Origin of the sequence: Nocardia vinacea NBRC 16497, assembly GCF_000308835.1 — a bacterium.
GTDB lineage: Bacteria > Actinomycetota > Actinomycetes > Mycobacteriales > Mycobacteriaceae > Nocardia > Nocardia vinacea.
Genome location: NZ_BAGN01000192.1, coordinates 35513 through 50288, shown reverse-complemented (window position 1 = coordinate 50288; position 14776 = coordinate 35513). Strand labels below are relative to the sequence as shown.

Here is a 14776-nt window from a genome sequence, read left to right as displayed (position 1 = left end):
CGACGCGCTGGGTGTTCACATCATCGACGCTGGGCGAGCTGCATTTCGGTCAGCGGGTGCCGGGTGGCCCGCTCGATCGACTTGAGCAGATGACGTTCCCGCGGCGCGACGAACAGCAGTGCCTCACCGCTGCGCCCGGCCCGGCCGGTGCGGCCGATGCGGTGCACATAGGACTCGGTGTCGTGCGGAATGTCGTAGTTGACCACATGCGAGATGCGGTCCACATCGAGTCCACGCGCGGCGACATCGGTGGCGACCAGGATGTCGAGCGCACCGGACTTCAGCTGGCCGATGGTGCGCTCACGCTGGTTCTGCGCGATATCGCCATTGATCGCCGCGGCGGAGAAACCACGCGAGCGCAGCTTTTCGGCAAGCTCCTCGGTGGCCTGCTTGGTGCGCACGAAGAGGATCATCGCCTCGAACGACTCGACCTCGAGGATCCGGGTGAGTGCGTCGAGCTTGCGCTGATGGGAGACCTGCACCCAGCGCTGGGTGATGTTGGTATTGGTCGAGGTCTTGGACTTGACGGTGATCTCGACCGGTTCGCGCAGATACTTCTTGGAGATGTTGCGGATCGCCGAGGGCATGGTCGCCGAGAACAGCGCGACCTGCTTCTCGCGCGGGGTGTCGGCGAGGATGCGCTCGACATCCTCCTGGAACCCCATCTTCAGCATCTCGTCGGCCTCGTCGAGCACCAGATACTGCAGCTGCGACAGGTCGAGCGTGCCCTTCTCCAGGTGATCGATCACCCGTCCCGGCGTGCCGACCACGACGTGCGCGCCGCGGCGCAGGCCGGAGAGCTGGACGCCATAGGCCTGGCCGCCGTAGATCGGCAGCACATGCAGTCCGGGGATGTGGGTGGCGTAGCGGCCGAATGCCTCGGCGACCTGGATCGCGAGTTCGCGCGTCGGGGCCAGCACGAGGGCGCGCGGAAGTTTGCCGGTCGCCTCGATACCCATGAGGATCGGGATGGCGAATGCCGCGGTTTTGCCGGTGCCGGTCTGGGCCAGCCCGACCACATCGGCGCCGTCCAGCAGTGGTGGAATGGTTGCCGCCTGGATGGGCGACGGCGACTCATAGCCCACATCGGCGATGGCCGCGAGGACGCGGTCATCGATGCCGAGATCGGCGAAGGTCGGGCCGTCGTTGTCCCTGTCGTTGTCGCCAGGAACGCTGTCGACCTGATTGGTACTCATTGACCAGGAGTTTACTGCCTCGCAGTGGTCGTCCCGGCCACCGGGCCAATACGGTGAGACGTATGCAACCCGAAAGCGTGTCCGCGCATCAAGTCCCGGCGGCCTCAGCGGTGGCTGTGGCGGTGATCCAATTCGCAGCGGGAACCGATCCGTCCGCCAATCTCGAAGCCCTGCGCGAGCACGTTCGCGCCGCCTCGGACCGGGGTGCGAAGGTGGTGGTCGCGCCCGAATACTCGATGTTTGCCGTGGCCCGGCTCGACGAGCGGGTCGTGGCCGTCGCCGAACCGCTGACCGGGCCGTTTGTCACCGGCCTCGGCGAAATCGCACGCGAATTCGGGGTGTATCTGGTCGCCGGAACGGTCGAGCAGGTGGCGCCGGAGGCCGGGCGGATCCGCAATACCCTCGTCGTGCTCGGACCCGACGCGAACCTGGTGACGGCATACCGCAAGGTGCATCTCTACGACGCGTTCGGATATGTCGAATCCGATGTCGTCGAGGCGGGTGCGATCGAGGCCCCGGCCACCTTCACGGTCGATGCTGTGACATTCGGCATGCAGACCTGTTTCGATCTTCGCTTCCCGGAAGGCTGCCGTCGCGTCGCGGCCGCCGGCGCCCAGGCGCTGGTACTGCCCGCGCAGTGGATTCCCGGTCCGGCGAAGGTGGATCAGTGGACGACGCTGCTGCGCGCGCGTGCCATCGAGAACACCGTCTATGTGGCCGCCGCCGATCAATGCGCACCGCGCGGTGCGGGCGCATCGATGATCATCGACCCGACCGGTGTCGTCCTCGCCGAACTCGGCGACGAGCCCGGCGTACTCACCGCGGATATCGACCTCGAACAGCTGGCTACGGTCCGCCGGACCAACCCCAGCCTGGCATTGCGGCGATTCGCGATTACCGGCCGTACACCGGAGTAGCGTTAATTCGGATGATCTACTCCGATCGGACAGCGGCCGGTCGCGCGCTGGGTTTGGAACTCGGCCACCTGCGTGCGATGCAACCGCTGGTGCTCGGACTGCCCCGGGGTGGGGTTCCGGTCGCGGCCGCGGTGTGCGATGTCATCGGGGGCGATCTCGACATCCTGCTGGTCCGCAAGCTCGGTGTGCCGTGGCAGCCGGAGCTGGCGATGGGCGCGATCGGTGAGGAAGGGATCCGGGTGCTCAATCAGGATGTGTTGTCGCACACCGGGATAACGACGCGGCAGCTCGCCGAGATCGAGGATGTGGAACGCGCCGAACTCGAACGCCGACGCGAGATGTGGCGTGGTGATGCCAAGCCGATTCCGATCTCCGGCCGCACGACGGTGATCGTGGACGACGGGATGGCGACCGGGGCGACGGTGGCTGTCGCCTGCCGGGTCGCCCAGTTGCACCAGCCGACGCGGATCGTGGTCGCGGTACCGGTGTCGTCCACCGAGGCGCTGCGCCGGGTGGCCGCCGAAGCGGATGAGGTGGTCTGCCCGTGGGTGCCGCGCTCGCTCGGTGGTGTCGGAATGGCGTACCGCGACTTTCATCAACTGGAAGACGACGAGGTCACAGCGCTCCTTGCATGAGATGCCCTGTCGTCTCGTCGACCGCATATGCCGCAGTGCGGTGCCGCGAAGTGGCGCGCGAGATCAAGGCTGGACTTCGGTGATGCCCTTGCGGTGGCGCTGGCCGAGTTCGGTGTAGAAGCCCGGATTGATTTTGACCCAGCCTTCGGCCTGGGTGCCTTCGATGGACTTCTTGACCTCGGCGGGGGCACCGGCGGCGAGTACGCCCGCGGGGATCTTGGCGTGCGGCGGGACCAGGGAGTGCGCGGCGATCATTGTGCCCGCGCCGATTTCGGCCAGATCCAGGACCGTGCTGCCATTGCCGACAATGGCCTCCGCGCCGACCGACGCACCGTGGAAGACCACGCTGTGGGCGATGGTCGCGCCGGGGCCGATTTCCATCGGCACATCCGGCGGCACGTGCAGGACCGCATTGTCCTGGACATTGGCACGTTCCCGAATGGTGATCGGTGCCAGGTCCGCGCGCAGCACCGCGCCGTACCAGATGGACGCACCCGCCTCGACGCGCACATCACCGATCAGGGTCGCCGTCGGTGCGATGAACGCAGTCGGATCGACTGTTGGCCGTTTGCCTTCGAATTCGTAGAGTGGCACGGACTCACCGTAACCCAGCGCTATCTCACCAGCGTTCGGCCAAGGTGAGGGTGCGTTCGGCCGCGGTGACCATCGGCCGCAGCTGTGCGGTGAACCGCTGCGCGGTGACCGGCACGATGTCGACATCGACTCCGGTGCGCACCGAGTATCTGCCGTCGCCGATCACGTCGATCCAGCACAGCGCTCCGAACGGATGCAGTTCGCCATCGGCTCGACGCACCGACACCACGATCTGGCCGATGCCGTCACGAGATTGCCTGAGCAGCCTGCGAATTCGGGTCGGTGTGGTGGGCCCGGCCACCGGCACGGTCACCAGATCCCGGCTGTCCTCGGTGACTCGGGCCAGCGGTGCGGTCAGTTGCGGTGTGGTGCCGGGCGAATTCTCCGGCAGCACCGAAATAATCCGTGCGGAAAGGTTTTTCACGCGATCGACGAACAGTCGGATATCGCCGCCGCGATCGGTGGTCGCACCCGCGCGTTGTGCCGCGACCACCGCGATATCCCCGGCGATCGCACCGAGTACACGCACCGGACGCGATTCGGCCGCGATGCCCGGCTGGGCGAGTACCGGACCGGTCTGTTCGACCAAACCCGTCGCCTCGACGGTGCCGTTCGGCCCGCCATCGACCGCCGACGGCTCTGCCGTACCGCGCTCCCCGAAGACCTCGATGCGCACGGTGGGGCGTGTGAGCACCCGCAATGCCCCCTCCAGATCGGCGTCGAGAGTCTCATCGCACCAACGGTTCAGGGCGGGGAGTTGCGCGGCGCGCTCGGCGGTGTCGCGAGCCGAGAGGCGGACGGCGAGCGGGTAGGGGATGCGGTCGCCATCGGTGCGGGCCCAGGCCATGGCGAACTGGTCCGGGGTCAGCGTCCAGTTCACTCCAGTTCGGTCCATTCGCCGACGACCGGGGGCGTCGTCGGATCCATATCGCCGATCAGCTCACCGCCGTCATCGGCCGGTTCCAGGAAGGTCAGATCGTCTTCGAAGAAGTGGTAATCGTCGTCGTATTCATCCTCTTCGCGGGCCTGTGCGCGGGCGGCGGCCGCGCTGGTGCTCATGCCGGAGCGCGGGCTGTCACCCGCGACCATGGCGCCGCCCATGAGTCCGCCGACGGCGCCCGCGCCGACGCCGTTGATGGCATCGCCGCTCGCATCGCGTTTGCGCTCATCGCGTTTGCGTTCGTCGTCGGTGTTCGAGGTGCCGGGAACGGTCGGGGCGAGCACCGAGGTGGACGCGGCGGCGGTCACCGGTGCGGCGGTACCCGTTCGCACCGAGCGATCCGATGTGGTCGCCGGTGTGGTGGTGGCTGCGGCGGGGGTGGTCGATGCGGGGGAATCTGCCGTCGGCACAACGGGTTCGGCGGTGGTAGGCATGGTGCCGGCGGCGGTGCTCACCGGAGTCACGGTGGTCGGCGCAGCCGCCGGTTGGGTCGTCGCGGCGGCTGGCTCGACGGTGGTGTGCGGTGTGGTCGGCACCGGCGCGGTAATCGAAGCCGTTGGGGTGGTGAGGGTTTGCGTTCCGGTGTCGAGGACAGGCGTGGTGGCCACCTGCGCGGCCGGTGTGGTGCCGGACGGCTGCGGCACGTCGGCGGTCACCGCATCCGGGAAGGCGGGCACACCGGAGCCGGTCGAGATGAACACATTCGTGTAGATGCTGTCCATCGCCTGCACGACGTCCTGGCGAGTGCCATCGGCGGATTTCTGGGTGGCGGTGTTCTCGGTCGCCTTGGTCGGATCCAGCAGTGCACCAGCCAGATCCGTTGTCTGGCTCGATGGTTCGACTACAGCCGCGCGAAGTGCCTCTGCGGCATCGCCCGCCTGGCCGAGTCGCTGACCGACCGCGGCCATGACATCCGCGAGTTGCTGTCCCTGCCGCTCGAATTCACGCACCGCGTCGGCGGCGGAATCCGCCGCGGCACCGCGCCAACCATCGGCCATCGCGGCCCGAATTTCGCTGTGCGCCTGCTCGACTGCGGTGGCGAGACCAGTCGAACTGTCCTGCCACGCTTGCTGTCCGGCCGCGAGCACAACCGGATTCATCAGCTGGACACCGTCGTGGATTTCCCGATGCGACAGGTTGTCGAAGATTTCGACGGTCTGCGCGTAGTTGGGGTCCGTATAACTGGGGTCGGCATACCGAATGGGCGTCTTCTCACCGGAGTGCGGCATCTTACGCATGCGCGGCTCCCGCCACCTCGACCTGACCGACCGCCGCTGCCAGATCCGTATCGGCCTGGGCGTACGCCGCTCCGGCCGCACGGAAGGTCTGCGCGAGCGCCCGCGCGGCGTCGGCGTATGCGCGCAATCGGGTGATCGCGCCATCGGCCTTGTCCTCGAAGCCGCGCCGCAGCGCCGCACCGGAATCGAAGCCGCCGAAGCCGGGAAGCGAAGTGGCCCCACTCAATACGGCGATCTGGCCTTCGACTTCATCGGCGAGTTGTTCATAGCGCTCGGCGCACCGCTCGTGTGCCCCCTCGGCGACCAGTACCCCATCGATCCAGAGCTGGCCGTCGTCGATCGCTTGATTCAGAGCCGTCACGTCCGACATCTCGCTGCCCCCTTCCTCGTCGTGCTGCCCGCGCAGCCGCGATCAACTCACCGGTGCGCCAACCCCACGACGACACCCTGCATCCAGTCCGCGATGTCGGCAGCGACCCGCGCGTGCACCGGCTCGTGCAACAGGTCGTGCCCGGCGTCGGCGTACTCACGCAAACTTACCCAATCGTGGCGACGAGTCCAGACCCTCATCGCATCGATCGGCGCCCGTCGGTCCTCGAGGCCGTGCACGGCGAGGATGGGCAGGGTGCTCGGTAACGGCGTGCCGGGTGCACCGGGTGCGCCGCCACCGAGCGCTCGCTTCGGCACTCCCGACAGCACCAGCCCGACCAACTCGCTCGGCGGCAGGCTCGGCCGCAGCGGGTACTTGGCCTCTAGTCCGTTCAATTCGTCGGCCGCACTGGTCTGATCCGGCACCGCCGCGCCGAGGATGCCCAGGGCGGTGACGGCCCCGAGTGAGTGGCCCATCAGGATCAGCGGCGTACCCGGTAGTTCCGCGCGGACCAGCTCGATCAGCTGCATCGCGTCGGCCACCAGTTCCACCAGCGTGCCGGGATTATTCGGATCGCCCTCGCTCAATCCGTGCCCCGAGGTGTCCAGCGCCCACACTTCGATCCCGGCGGATTTCGGGGGGCGGGCGAAGCGGTGGTAGTGGCCGCTGTGCTGGCCCATTCCGGGCAAGAGCACCACAACTGCCATCGGGTTGCCGACCGGCCACCGCCGATAATGCATCCGGCCCCGCGCTCCGTCGAAGAAAGGCATCCGTAAATACTGGCAACTCGCAGCGATGCAGTCGAGTTCCTGACATAACTACTTCTGAGTTCATAACTGACAAGGTGGCTGGACATCCGGCCGAGGGGCGGGCAAGAGAGTCGAGGTTTGCTGTGCGGAAGCTCTATCGTCCGAACGTACGAGTGTGGTTCGTCGCATTTGCGCTGAGTTGTGCCGGCGTGGATGCGTCGGCTGCCATGGCCGAGCCCCAACCGGGTGCGGTCGCCGCATGCGCGCAGGCCCAAGCGGCGACGGCCGTGCCCGCCGGTCTGCCGGTGCTCGATTGGTCGGAGAACGTGGGGTACGACGCGCAGGGCAACCTGTGGGTATCGCGGCTGTACCGCAATGAGGTGCAGCGCTACGACAGCGCGGGCCGGTTGACCGCGACGGTGCCGGTCGAATTCCCGGGCGCGATTCGGCTCGGGCCCGACGGCCTGCTCTATGTCGTCTTCGGCGATTCACCGGCGAGCGTGGTCCGTCCAGGTGGGGTGGTGCGCTTCGACCCCGACGATCCCAGGCCTGCGGTATTCGCCTCCGGATTCACCATGCCCAACGGTGCCGCCTTCGATGCGCAGGGCAATCTGTACGTCGCGTCCGGCCTCGGCGTGATCCGGATCCGTCCGGACGGCAGTGTCGATGCGGACTGGACGGCGCGGGCGAAGTACGCCGGTGCCAATGGCATTGTGGTGCAGGACAATTCGATCTACGTCAGCATGAACGACAATCCGCTCGGTCGGATCGTACGCTTTCCGATCGACGAGCCGGCCAGCGTCGCCGTAGTCGCCGACTTGACGGTGTCACCCGGAATACCGGACTTCGTAGACGATCTCGTCATCACTGACGCGGGCGTGCTCTACGTGACCACCTTGACCGGCCAGCTGGTTCGAGTCGACCCGGCCGCGAATACCGCATGCGCCGTACTTACCGGCCAACCGATGACATCGGTGGTCGTCGTGCCGGGCCGTTCCGACGAACTTCTCGCCGGCACCGAGAGCGGCGCGATCCTGCGGATTCGCCTGCCGCACTGAGCGAATCGGTCAGTCTTCGATGAGGTCGGGGGGTGCGGCCTGACGCCAGGAATCCAGCAGGATGTCGTACAGTTCGTCGATATCTTCCACGGCGGAGAGCCGGGCCCGGACCCAGGACGAGGACGACTCGTGCGGCGGGACCCAGAACTTGTCCGGTTCGGCGGCGATGAGTTCTTCGCGATCGTGTCTGGGGCAGCGGATGGCGAACGAGGTCTGATCGTCGGGGATGGTGACGAACATTTTGCCCGCCACATCGAAGGTGGGATGGTTCCAGCGTTCCTTCTCCACGGTCTTGGGAAAGGACAACGCGATGCGGCGCACGTCGTCGGCGTCGAGCACGGTTCAGCCTCCGGTTCGGAAATCGGACTCCTATCGTGCACATCGCTTCGTCGGTCATCAAGTGACGGCGTCGGTTATGCGCGACATGATCGTGCGCAACCGCTCCGCCAGGACGAGCGGCTCGTGGACTCGGAAGTTCGCGCCGAGTTCGATCAGGCGGTATGCCAACCAGGTCGGGTCGTCGTCGCGGGTGGCGTCCAGTCGGCAGGAGTCGTCGTCGATGGGTGCGATATCGCCGGGGGAGTCGCCGAGACGGCCCGCGACCCGGCCGATCGGGGCCTGGATCGTCACGCGCACGCGGAAGGACGGCGTGCCCCAATCGGTCCGGCGACCCGCCACATAGGCGGCCGGATCCGCGGCGGGCAGGGCTCGCCGGCTGTAGCGGGCTCCAGTGGGTTGCGGTCGGTCGATGCGATCGACTCGGAAGATGCGCCAGTCGTCGCGGTCCATATCGTGGCCGACGAGGTACCAGCGACGCCGTGACGGCACCAGCCCGACCGGTTCGATATGGCGACGGGTTTCGGCACCGGATTCGCCCCGATACGCGAAACGTACCCGCTCCCTGTTGGTTACGGCCGCGGCCAGCGCGGTCAGCACCTCGGGATCGACGGCCGGGGCGTCGTCGGTATGCGGCACCAGGGCGGTGCCGAGCACCCGCACCCTGCGGCGCAATTTGGCGGGCAACACCTGTTCCAGCTTGGCCAGTGCGCGGACCGAGGCCTCCTCGATGCCGACGATGGCCGATCCGGCGGCGGCGCGCAGCCCGACCGCGATGGCGACCGCCTCGTCGTCATCGACCAGGAGCGGTGGCATCGCGGTACCGGCGACGAGCCGGTAACCGCCCGTCGCACCCATTGTCGCCTCGACCGGATAGCCGAGGTCGCGCAGCCGGTCGATATCGCGGCGCACGGTGCGGTCGGTGACGCCGAGTCGATCGGCGAGTTCGCTACCCGGCCATTCACGTGGTGTCTGCAGCAGGGAGAGCAGGCGCAGCAGGCGGGCGGGGGTGTCGTTCATGATTTTCATGATTCCGGATAACTAGGACATGGATTGTCCTATATGGCTTCTAACGTGCTTGATGTACCCAAGAATTAGGAGTTGAAATGAATGCAGCATCGCGTAGCGATTCGATCAGGGGTGGCGGTCGGGAGACGGGTGGGCTGAACGAGATTCGCCCCTTCCGCATCGACATCCCGCAGGCCGATATCGACGATCTGATCGACCGGCTGGCCCGCACCCGCTGGTCGGCGCAGCTGCCGGGCAAGGGTTGGGAGCGCGGTGTTCCGGTCGGCTATCTGCGGGAGCTGGCCGAGTACTGGCGCACCGGATTCGACTGGCGGGCCCAGGAGGCGGCATTGAACGAGTTCCCGCAGTTCATCACCGAAATCGACGGCCTGGACGTGCATTTCCTGCATGTGCGTTCGCCCGAGCCGGATGCGCTGCCGCTGATCCTGACCCACGGCTGGCCCAATTCGTTCGTCGAATTCACCAAAACCATTGGCCTGCTGACCGATCCGCGGGCCCACGGACTCGATCCGGCGCAGGCGTTCCATGTCGTGGTCCCGTCCGTGCCCGGTTTCGCATTCTCCGAAGGACCGAAGGAGACCGGGATGACGGTGCGTCGGGTGGCCGAGATGTGGGTCGAGCTGATGGATCGGCTCGGTTACCAGCGCTATGGCACCCAGGGCGGTGATCTCGGGGCCTACGTGGCACCCGAAATCGCCCTTATCGCACCGGATCGCGTGGTCGGTGTGCATCTCGACGGCGGTATCGGCATGCCGACCGAGGCCGATGTGCCGACCATGACGCCGGAGGAACGCGCGGAATGGGACCAGATGCAGGGCTGGATGTCCGGCGGCGTGAACCACCACGTGCTATTGCGTGCCGCGCCACAGACTTTCGCGCATGCCTGGACCGATTCACCGGTGGGCCTGCTCGCCTGGCTGATGCAGAAATTCAACGAGTTCACCCCGTTGGCCGAACTGGCCGAGGACGTCATGGACCGCGATCATCTGCTGACCAATATCAGCCTGTACTGGTTCACCAACACGGCAGGGACGTCGTCCTGGCCGATGTACAACGGACTCGGCGACGGCGGATTCGTCTGGCCTACCGGCCAAAAGGCGGTACCGACGGGCGTCTACGCGGGCGGTTCCGCACTCATGTTGCGACTCGCCGAGCGCGACAACACTATTGCGCACTGGCCCGAGGGCAATACCGGAAACCACTTCGTGCCGATGGAACTGCCGGATATGCACGTCGCCGATATCCGAGCGTTCTTCGGCAAGGTGGCTTGAGCGCTCAGTTGTTCTGGTGCGCGATTTCGTCCCGTGATACGGAGTCCGCGTGGTTCGGGGCGGCCGGCGCCACCGGCTCCTGAGTCGAGGCAGGCTGTGCCGGTGCCGGCGCGGCGCTCTCGGGCGCCGGCGCCGGCAGCACCGGAAGATTCGGAACGTAGAACATCCCTACCGTCGGCGTCATCACGCAATGCGCGAACGGGTAGTCGATCATGCCCCACATCGAGGCGATGACCGTGCCAGGACCGCTGGTCACGGTCTTCGACAATGTCGGCATGTTGTATTCGGTCCGGTCGTCGAGCGTGGTGAGACCGCTCGCGCCGGTATTGACGTTCAGCCAGGCCACGACGAGCCCGGAGGACAGCGGTGCGCCCGAATGCGCGGGTGTCGCACTGAAGCGCAGGGTGCCTGGCAGTGGATCCGCGGCGCCATTGGGGTTGGAGCCGTCGGTGGAGGCCGCCGCGATGATCGTGGTGACCGGGCCGATGCTGCCGCAGCCGAAGGTCGGGGCGGCATAGGCGAACGGGGTGAAGGCAGCCGAGACGTTGCGCAGTTCGGCGATATCCACCATCTTCGTGAACTGGCTGAGCGCGCCGACGCCCGCCTGCGCGGCCGGATCGGATCCGGCATCGGCGGTGAGCTGTTCGAGTCCGGTATCGACGGTGGATGGCTCGGCGACCGCGGTACCGGTGAGGGCGAGGACCGCGCCGATGCCGAGAGAGGTCACTGCCGCGGCGGCGCGTGCGATGGATCTGCCGTTCACTCGTTCTCCTCGATACCGAACACCGGGATAGCCCCGCCCCACGTGCAGCAACGTACCAGTTCGTCGCTTACGCCGCCCAGGGACTCACAACCAACCGCACCGGTCGCTGAGGGTCGACGCGCGACACATACCCGATCTGCCCTTGTGACCCACTCGACAGTGAGAGATTACCGGGGGGTAGGTTTGACGCGGACGTACGAGACACACCGGGAGATGTGTATGAAACTAAGTCTGACGCCCGACGAGGTGGGCTTCCGCGACGAGCTGCGGAATTTCTACCGGACCGAGATTCCCGCCGACATCCGTGACCGCGTCAAATACGGCCACGAACTGTCCCGCGAGGACATCGTCACTTCGAACAAGATCCTCAACGACCACGGTCTGGCCGTGCCGAACTGGCCGGTCGCGTGGGGCGGCAAGGACTGGACGCCGATTCAGCGCCACATCTGGCAGGACGAAATGCAGCTGGCCTCGGTGCCCGAGCCGCTGACGTTCAACGCCCAGATGGTCGGCCCGGTGATCGCGCAATTCGGCTCGCAGGAGATCAAGGAGCGCTTCCTGCCGCCGACGGCCGCGCTGGATATCTGGTGGTGCCAGGGCTTCTCCGAGCCCGACGCCGGATCCGATCTGGCCTCGCTGCGCACCACCGCGGTGCGCGACGGTGACTCCTACATCGTCAACGGCCAGAAGATCTGGACCACCCTTGGCCAGTACGCGGACTGGATCTTCTGCCTGGTCCGCACCGATCCGAACGCACCGAAGAAGCAGGCGGGCATCTCCTTCCTGCTGTTCGATGTGAAGTCTCCCGGCGTCACCATCCGCCCGATCAAGCTGATCGACGGCGGCTACGAGGTCAACGAGGTCTTCTTCGAGAATGTGCGGGTGCCCGCCGATCAGCTGGTCGGCGAGGAGAACCAGGGCTGGACCTACGCCAAATTCCTACTCGGCAACGAGCGCACCGGCATCACCGGTGTCGGGCGCACCAAGGTCAAGCTCGGTGTCGCGAAGGATTACGCGCGCCAGACCAAGTCGGGTTCGGGCACCCTGCTCGAGGATCCGGTCTTCGCCGCGCGTATCGCCGAACTCGAGAACGAACTGCTCGCACTGGAACTGACCCAGTTGCGCGTGGTTTCGAACTCCTCCGACGGTAAGCCGAATCCGGCTTCGTCGGTGCTCAAGCTGCGCGGTTCCGAGCTGCAGCAGGCCGCGACCGAGCTGCTGCTCGATATCGCGGGGCAGGACGCACTCCCGGTCGACGCCGCCGATATCGCCTCGCCCGGTTGGGCACAGCGCAGCGGCCCCGGCTATCTGAACTACCGCAAGACCACCATCTACGGAGGCTCCAGCGAGGTGCAGCGCACCATCATCGCCTCCACGATCCTCGGATTGTGAGGCGCCGCCATGGATTTCGAACTCACCGATGAACAGGTCATGCTGCGCGACACGGTCCGCGACCTGCTCGCCCGCAACTACGATCCCGAGACCCGCCTGAAGGTCACCGACACCGAACTCGGCTGGAGCCGCGATGTCTGGAACCAGTTGGCCGAACTCGGGGTGCTCGGCCTGAGCTTCACCGAGGAGGACGGCGGCGTCGGCGCCGGTCCGGTGGAGACCATGGTCGTACTCGAGGAGATCGGGCGCCGGCTGGCACCCGAACCGCTGCTGGATGCGGTGCTGGTGCCGGGCGGTCTGGTCGCGCGGGTCGGCAGTGCCGAACAGCGGCAGCGGATTCTGCCCGAGGTGACCGGCGGTACCAAGCTGCTGGCGTTCGCGCATGCCGAGCCCGGTGTGCGCTGGCCGTCCACCGAACTCGCGACCACCGCTGTGCAGCAGGGGGATTCGTGGGTGCTGACGGGTCTGAAGAATCCGGTTCCGCACGGTGACAGCGCCGATGAGCTGGTGGTCAGCGCAGTGCTGCCGACCGGCGGCATCGGACTGTTCCTGGTGGATGCGGCCGGAGTGCAGCGCAAGTCGTACCGGACGCTGGATGGTCAGCGTGGTGCGCAGATCGAATTCGACAAGGTTCCAGGCGAACTGCTCGGTGACAATATCGACGCCGCCGAGGCGGTGCAGGTCACGATCGGGCACGCCCAGGCCGCGCTGTGCGCGGAGTCCATCGGTGCGATGGAGGAGGCGCTGCGGCTGACGACGGATTATCTGAAGACGCGCAAGCAGTTCGGCGTCACGCTGTCGAAGTTCCAGACGCTGACCCAGCGGGCGGCGAATATGTACGTCTCGCTGGAATTGGCGCGCAGCATGAGCCTCTACGTGAATGCGTCGCTGGCCGATGGCGCCGACGCTGAATCTCTCGGCCACTCCGCAAGCTCCGTGGACGCGGTCGTCGCGTCGCGGGCGCGGCTGCAGGTGGGTCGCTCGGCGCGGCATATCGGCCAGGAGGCGATCCAGATGCACGGCGGCATCGGCGTCACCGCGGAGTACCCGGTGAGCCATTACGTCGCGCGGCTCACCGCGATCGAGCGCACGCTCGGTGGTGGGTTGGAGCATCTGCGGGTGCTCAGTGCACAGGTCGGTTCTTATGACCTGCCGGAGTTGTAGGGTCCGGTAGTTCCGAACGGCGGCGCGTACGAGGTACGCGCCGCCGTTTTGCTATTCGTCGTCGCTGAGGCCCGGCGAGGTGGCCGTCGGCACGCGGCGCGTCGTCGGTGGCTCTTCGATGGTCGGATCGACGGCAGGACGCGGCTGGGTGTTCGGCGGCAGCTCGATCTCGGTGGTGAAAGCGGGTGACGGTACGGCTGTCGGGGCGGCGTACGACGGGGCGGTCTGTGGCCCTCGGGTCGTGGATTCGGGCAGGGCCGATGGTGGAACGGTGAAATCGACCGACTTGCGCGGCGGTCCCGGGCGCGCGACCTGCCAGCTCGGCGACGGCGGGATGAACACCTTCGGCGCCGCCGAGGTGCTGGTGCCGTAGCGCACGGCCGGGACGGCGTCGTCGTTGGCGGATTTGATCGGTGGGGGTGCGACGTAGGTGTCGTGCTTGCCGATTCCGCAGGCGCCGATGAGAACGAGTCCGAGAGAGACTGCGCCCGCGGCGATTACCGGACCGGCGATCTTGGCCCTGCTGCTCTCCATCGGTAACACTCCTCGTCCGTTCGAGTGGAGCTCACAATAATCGAGGCCGGTCGACCCGGCCAGACGAGCACACGCCGGGCACGTGTGGTGCCAGCGTGAATTAAACAATGGTGACTCAGATATCGAATTGGTCTCTTCGGCGTGTCGCGGGCACGTGTCGTGGTCGAACCGCGTCCCGGGGCCGTAGCGTGTGATCAAAGTTACGCGTGAGACGCCAGTACCTAGATGAGAGACGCGCGGTGGAAATCGGGCGACGGCAATACTCTGATCGGCGTCATCGAGGAGTTGATGATGGGAGCTTACTCGACAACTCCGTTGCGAGCCTCCGCCACGGCCGACGAATCGGCGGCCCCGGAAACTTCGCAGCAAGTCGTGTCGAACCCGCCAGTGCGCACCCTGTCCACGATTTTGTCGCGGATAACGGCCTGGCTGATTTTCATCGGCGGCATCGTCGGAGCCGTGCTCGGCATCGCCGGACTGCACGTCGAAATCACTGTCGCCGGACTGATTCTGGCGTGCACAGCCGGGCTGGTGCTGTTGAAGCTACGCGCGGATCGAACCAGCTGAACCGTGCCGCGGCGGCGCGGAAA

The 14776-nt window shown here is 66.6% G+C and carries 16 protein-coding genes and 1 pseudogene; 7 read left to right on the top strand and 10 right to left on the bottom strand.

What is annotated here, in order from left to right:
- Positions 1–1196, bottom strand: a pseudogene (locus ON44_RS26745) (DEAD/DEAH box helicase); the annotation flags it as partial.
- Positions 1197–1258: 62 nt separating this feature from the next.
- Here ON44_RS26745 and ON44_RS26740 point away from each other — a divergent pair.
- On the top strand, positions 1259–2113 hold the full coding sequence (locus tag ON44_RS26740; RefSeq protein ID WP_051182487.1) for a carbon-nitrogen hydrolase family protein: 855 nt from the start codon (positions 1259–1261) through the stop codon (positions 2111–2113).
- An 11-nt stretch (positions 2114–2124) separates the two neighbouring features.
- A complete protein-coding gene (locus ON44_RS26735; RefSeq protein WP_040695016.1) occupies positions 2125–2748 on the top strand; it encodes a phosphoribosyltransferase in 624 nt (207 codons plus the stop codon).
- Between the two features lie 63 nt (positions 2749–2811).
- Here the strand turns inward: ON44_RS26735 and ON44_RS26730 are convergent, their stop codons facing one another.
- The 5 genes from ON44_RS26730 to ON44_RS26705 are packed head-to-tail and all read right to left on the bottom strand — an operon-like array spanning position 2812 to position 6660.
- Complete coding sequence (locus tag ON44_RS26730; RefSeq protein WP_040695015.1) at positions 2812–3342, bottom strand: gamma carbonic anhydrase family protein; 531 nt, start codon at positions 3340–3342, stop codon at positions 2812–2814.
- 25 nt (positions 3343–3367) lie between these two features.
- Positions 3368–4237 (bottom strand): ESX secretion-associated protein EspG, encoded by an 870-nt coding sequence (locus tag ON44_RS26725; protein ID WP_245567347.1) that lies wholly within the window; start codon positions 4235–4237, stop codon positions 3368–3370.
- Positions 4219–5520 (bottom strand): WXG100 family type VII secretion target, encoded by a 1302-nt coding sequence (locus tag ON44_RS49540; RefSeq protein ID WP_157187330.1) that lies wholly within the window; start codon positions 5518–5520, stop codon positions 4219–4221. Before ON44_RS49540 ends, ON44_RS26725 begins: the two co-directional genes overlap by 19 nt.
- Positions 5513–5890, bottom strand: coding sequence for a hypothetical protein (locus ON44_RS26710; protein WP_040695009.1), 378 nt, complete (start codon positions 5888–5890; stop codon positions 5513–5515). Before ON44_RS26710 ends, ON44_RS49540 begins: the two co-directional genes overlap by 8 nt.
- A 47-nt stretch (positions 5891–5937) precedes the next feature.
- On the bottom strand, positions 5938–6660 hold the full coding sequence (locus ON44_RS26705; RefSeq protein WP_040695008.1) for an alpha/beta hydrolase: 723 nt from the start codon (positions 6658–6660) through the stop codon (positions 5938–5940).
- 206 nt (positions 6661–6866) lie between these two features.
- Here ON44_RS26705 and ON44_RS26700 point away from each other — a divergent pair, with 206 nt between their 5' ends.
- Positions 6867–7697: an SMP-30/gluconolactonase/LRE family protein gene (locus tag ON44_RS26700; protein ID WP_157187329.1), complete on the top strand. Its 831-nt coding sequence runs from the start codon at positions 6867–6869 to the stop codon at positions 7695–7697.
- Positions 7698–7706: 9 nt separating this feature from the next.
- On the opposite strand, the gene ON44_RS26695 is transcribed toward ON44_RS26700, so the two are convergent.
- A complete protein-coding gene (locus ON44_RS26695; protein ID WP_040695005.1) occupies positions 7707–8036 on the bottom strand; it encodes an MmcQ/YjbR family DNA-binding protein in 330 nt (109 codons plus the stop codon).
- A gap of 57 nt (positions 8037–8093) precedes the next feature.
- Positions 8094–9053 carry a helix-turn-helix transcriptional regulator gene (locus ON44_RS26690; protein WP_040695033.1) on the bottom strand — a complete coding sequence of 320 codons (960 nt, stop codon included), beginning with the start codon at positions 9051–9053 and terminating at the stop codon, positions 8094–8096.
- Positions 9054–9139: 86 nt separating this feature from the next.
- Between ON44_RS26690 and ON44_RS26685 the strand changes: the two genes are divergently transcribed.
- On the top strand, positions 9140–10333 hold the full coding sequence (locus ON44_RS26685; RefSeq protein WP_083898171.1) for an epoxide hydrolase family protein: 1194 nt from the start codon (positions 9140–9142) through the stop codon (positions 10331–10333).
- Positions 10334–10337: 4 nt separating this feature from the next.
- Here the strand turns inward: ON44_RS26685 and ON44_RS26680 are convergent, their stop codons facing one another.
- Entirely contained in the window at positions 10338–11096 is a 759-nt protein-coding gene (locus tag ON44_RS26680) for a hypothetical protein (RefSeq protein WP_051182485.1), read from the bottom strand.
- Between the two features lie 219 nt (positions 11097–11315).
- Here ON44_RS26680 and ON44_RS26675 point away from each other — a divergent pair, with 219 nt between their 5' ends.
- Together ON44_RS26675 and ON44_RS26670 are read left to right on the top strand one after the other, a co-directional pair.
- The gene (locus tag ON44_RS26675) at positions 11316–12488 is read left to right on the top strand and encodes an acyl-CoA dehydrogenase family protein (RefSeq protein ID WP_040695004.1); all 1173 of its coding nucleotides are present in this window, start codon (positions 11316–11318) and stop codon (positions 12486–12488) included.
- A gap of 9 nt (positions 12489–12497) precedes the next feature.
- Positions 12498–13652, top strand: coding sequence for an acyl-CoA dehydrogenase family protein (locus ON44_RS26670; protein WP_040695003.1), 1155 nt, complete (start codon positions 12498–12500; stop codon positions 13650–13652).
- 51 nt (positions 13653–13703) lie between these two features.
- Here ON44_RS26670 and ON44_RS26665 read toward each other — a convergent pair whose 3' ends face one another.
- Entirely contained in the window at positions 13704–14186 is a 483-nt protein-coding gene (locus ON44_RS26665; RefSeq protein WP_040695002.1) for a hypothetical protein, read from the bottom strand.
- A 225-nt stretch (positions 14187–14411) separates the two neighbouring features.
- On the opposite strand from ON44_RS26665, the gene ON44_RS47820 reads away from it, so the two are divergent.
- The gene (locus ON44_RS47820; protein WP_063721640.1) at positions 14412–14753 is read left to right on the top strand and encodes a hypothetical protein; all 342 of its coding nucleotides are present in this window, start codon (positions 14412–14414) and stop codon (positions 14751–14753) included.
- Positions 14754–14776 lie beyond the last annotated feature (23 nt).

Bases quoted from the DNA above. Each gene is read 5' to 3' on its own strand.
- ON44_RS26740 (WP_051182487.1), top strand. From the start codon at position 1,259: ATGCAACCCGAAAGCGTGTCCGCGCATCAAGTCCCGGCGGCCTCAGCG.
- ON44_RS26735 (WP_040695016.1), top strand. From the start codon at position 2,125: ATGATCTACTCCGATCGGACAGCGGCCGGTCGCGCGCTGGGTTTGGAA.
- ON44_RS26725 (WP_245567347.1), bottom strand. From the start codon at position 4,237: ATGGACCGAACTGGAGTGAACTGGACGCTGACCCCGGACCAGTTCGCC.
- ON44_RS49540 (WP_157187330.1), bottom strand. From the start codon at position 5,520: ATGCGTAAGATGCCGCACTCCGGTGAGAAGACGCCCATTCGGTATGCC.
- ON44_RS26710 (WP_040695009.1), bottom strand. From the start codon at position 5,890: ATGTCGGACGTGACGGCTCTGAATCAAGCGATCGACGACGGCCAGCTC.
- ON44_RS26705 (WP_040695008.1), bottom strand. From the start codon at position 6,660: ATGCCTTTCTTCGACGGAGCGCGGGGCCGGATGCATTATCGGCGGTGG.
- ON44_RS26700 (WP_157187329.1), top strand. From the start codon at position 6,867: ATGGCCGAGCCCCAACCGGGTGCGGTCGCCGCATGCGCGCAGGCCCAA.
- ON44_RS26690 (WP_040695033.1), bottom strand. From the start codon at position 9,053: ATGAACGACACCCCCGCCCGCCTGCTGCGCCTGCTCTCCCTGCTGCAG.
- ON44_RS26685 (WP_083898171.1), top strand. From the start codon at position 9,140: ATGAATGCAGCATCGCGTAGCGATTCGATCAGGGGTGGCGGTCGGGAG.
- ON44_RS26675 (WP_040695004.1), top strand. From the start codon at position 11,316: ATGAAACTAAGTCTGACGCCCGACGAGGTGGGCTTCCGCGACGAGCTG.
- ON44_RS26670 (WP_040695003.1), top strand. From the start codon at position 12,498: ATGGATTTCGAACTCACCGATGAACAGGTCATGCTGCGCGACACGGTC.
- ON44_RS26665 (WP_040695002.1), bottom strand. From the start codon at position 14,186: ATGGAGAGCAGCAGGGCCAAGATCGCCGGTCCGGTAATCGCCGCGGGC.
- ON44_RS47820 (WP_063721640.1), top strand. From the start codon at position 14,412: ATGAGAGACGCGCGGTGGAAATCGGGCGACGGCAATACTCTGATCGGC.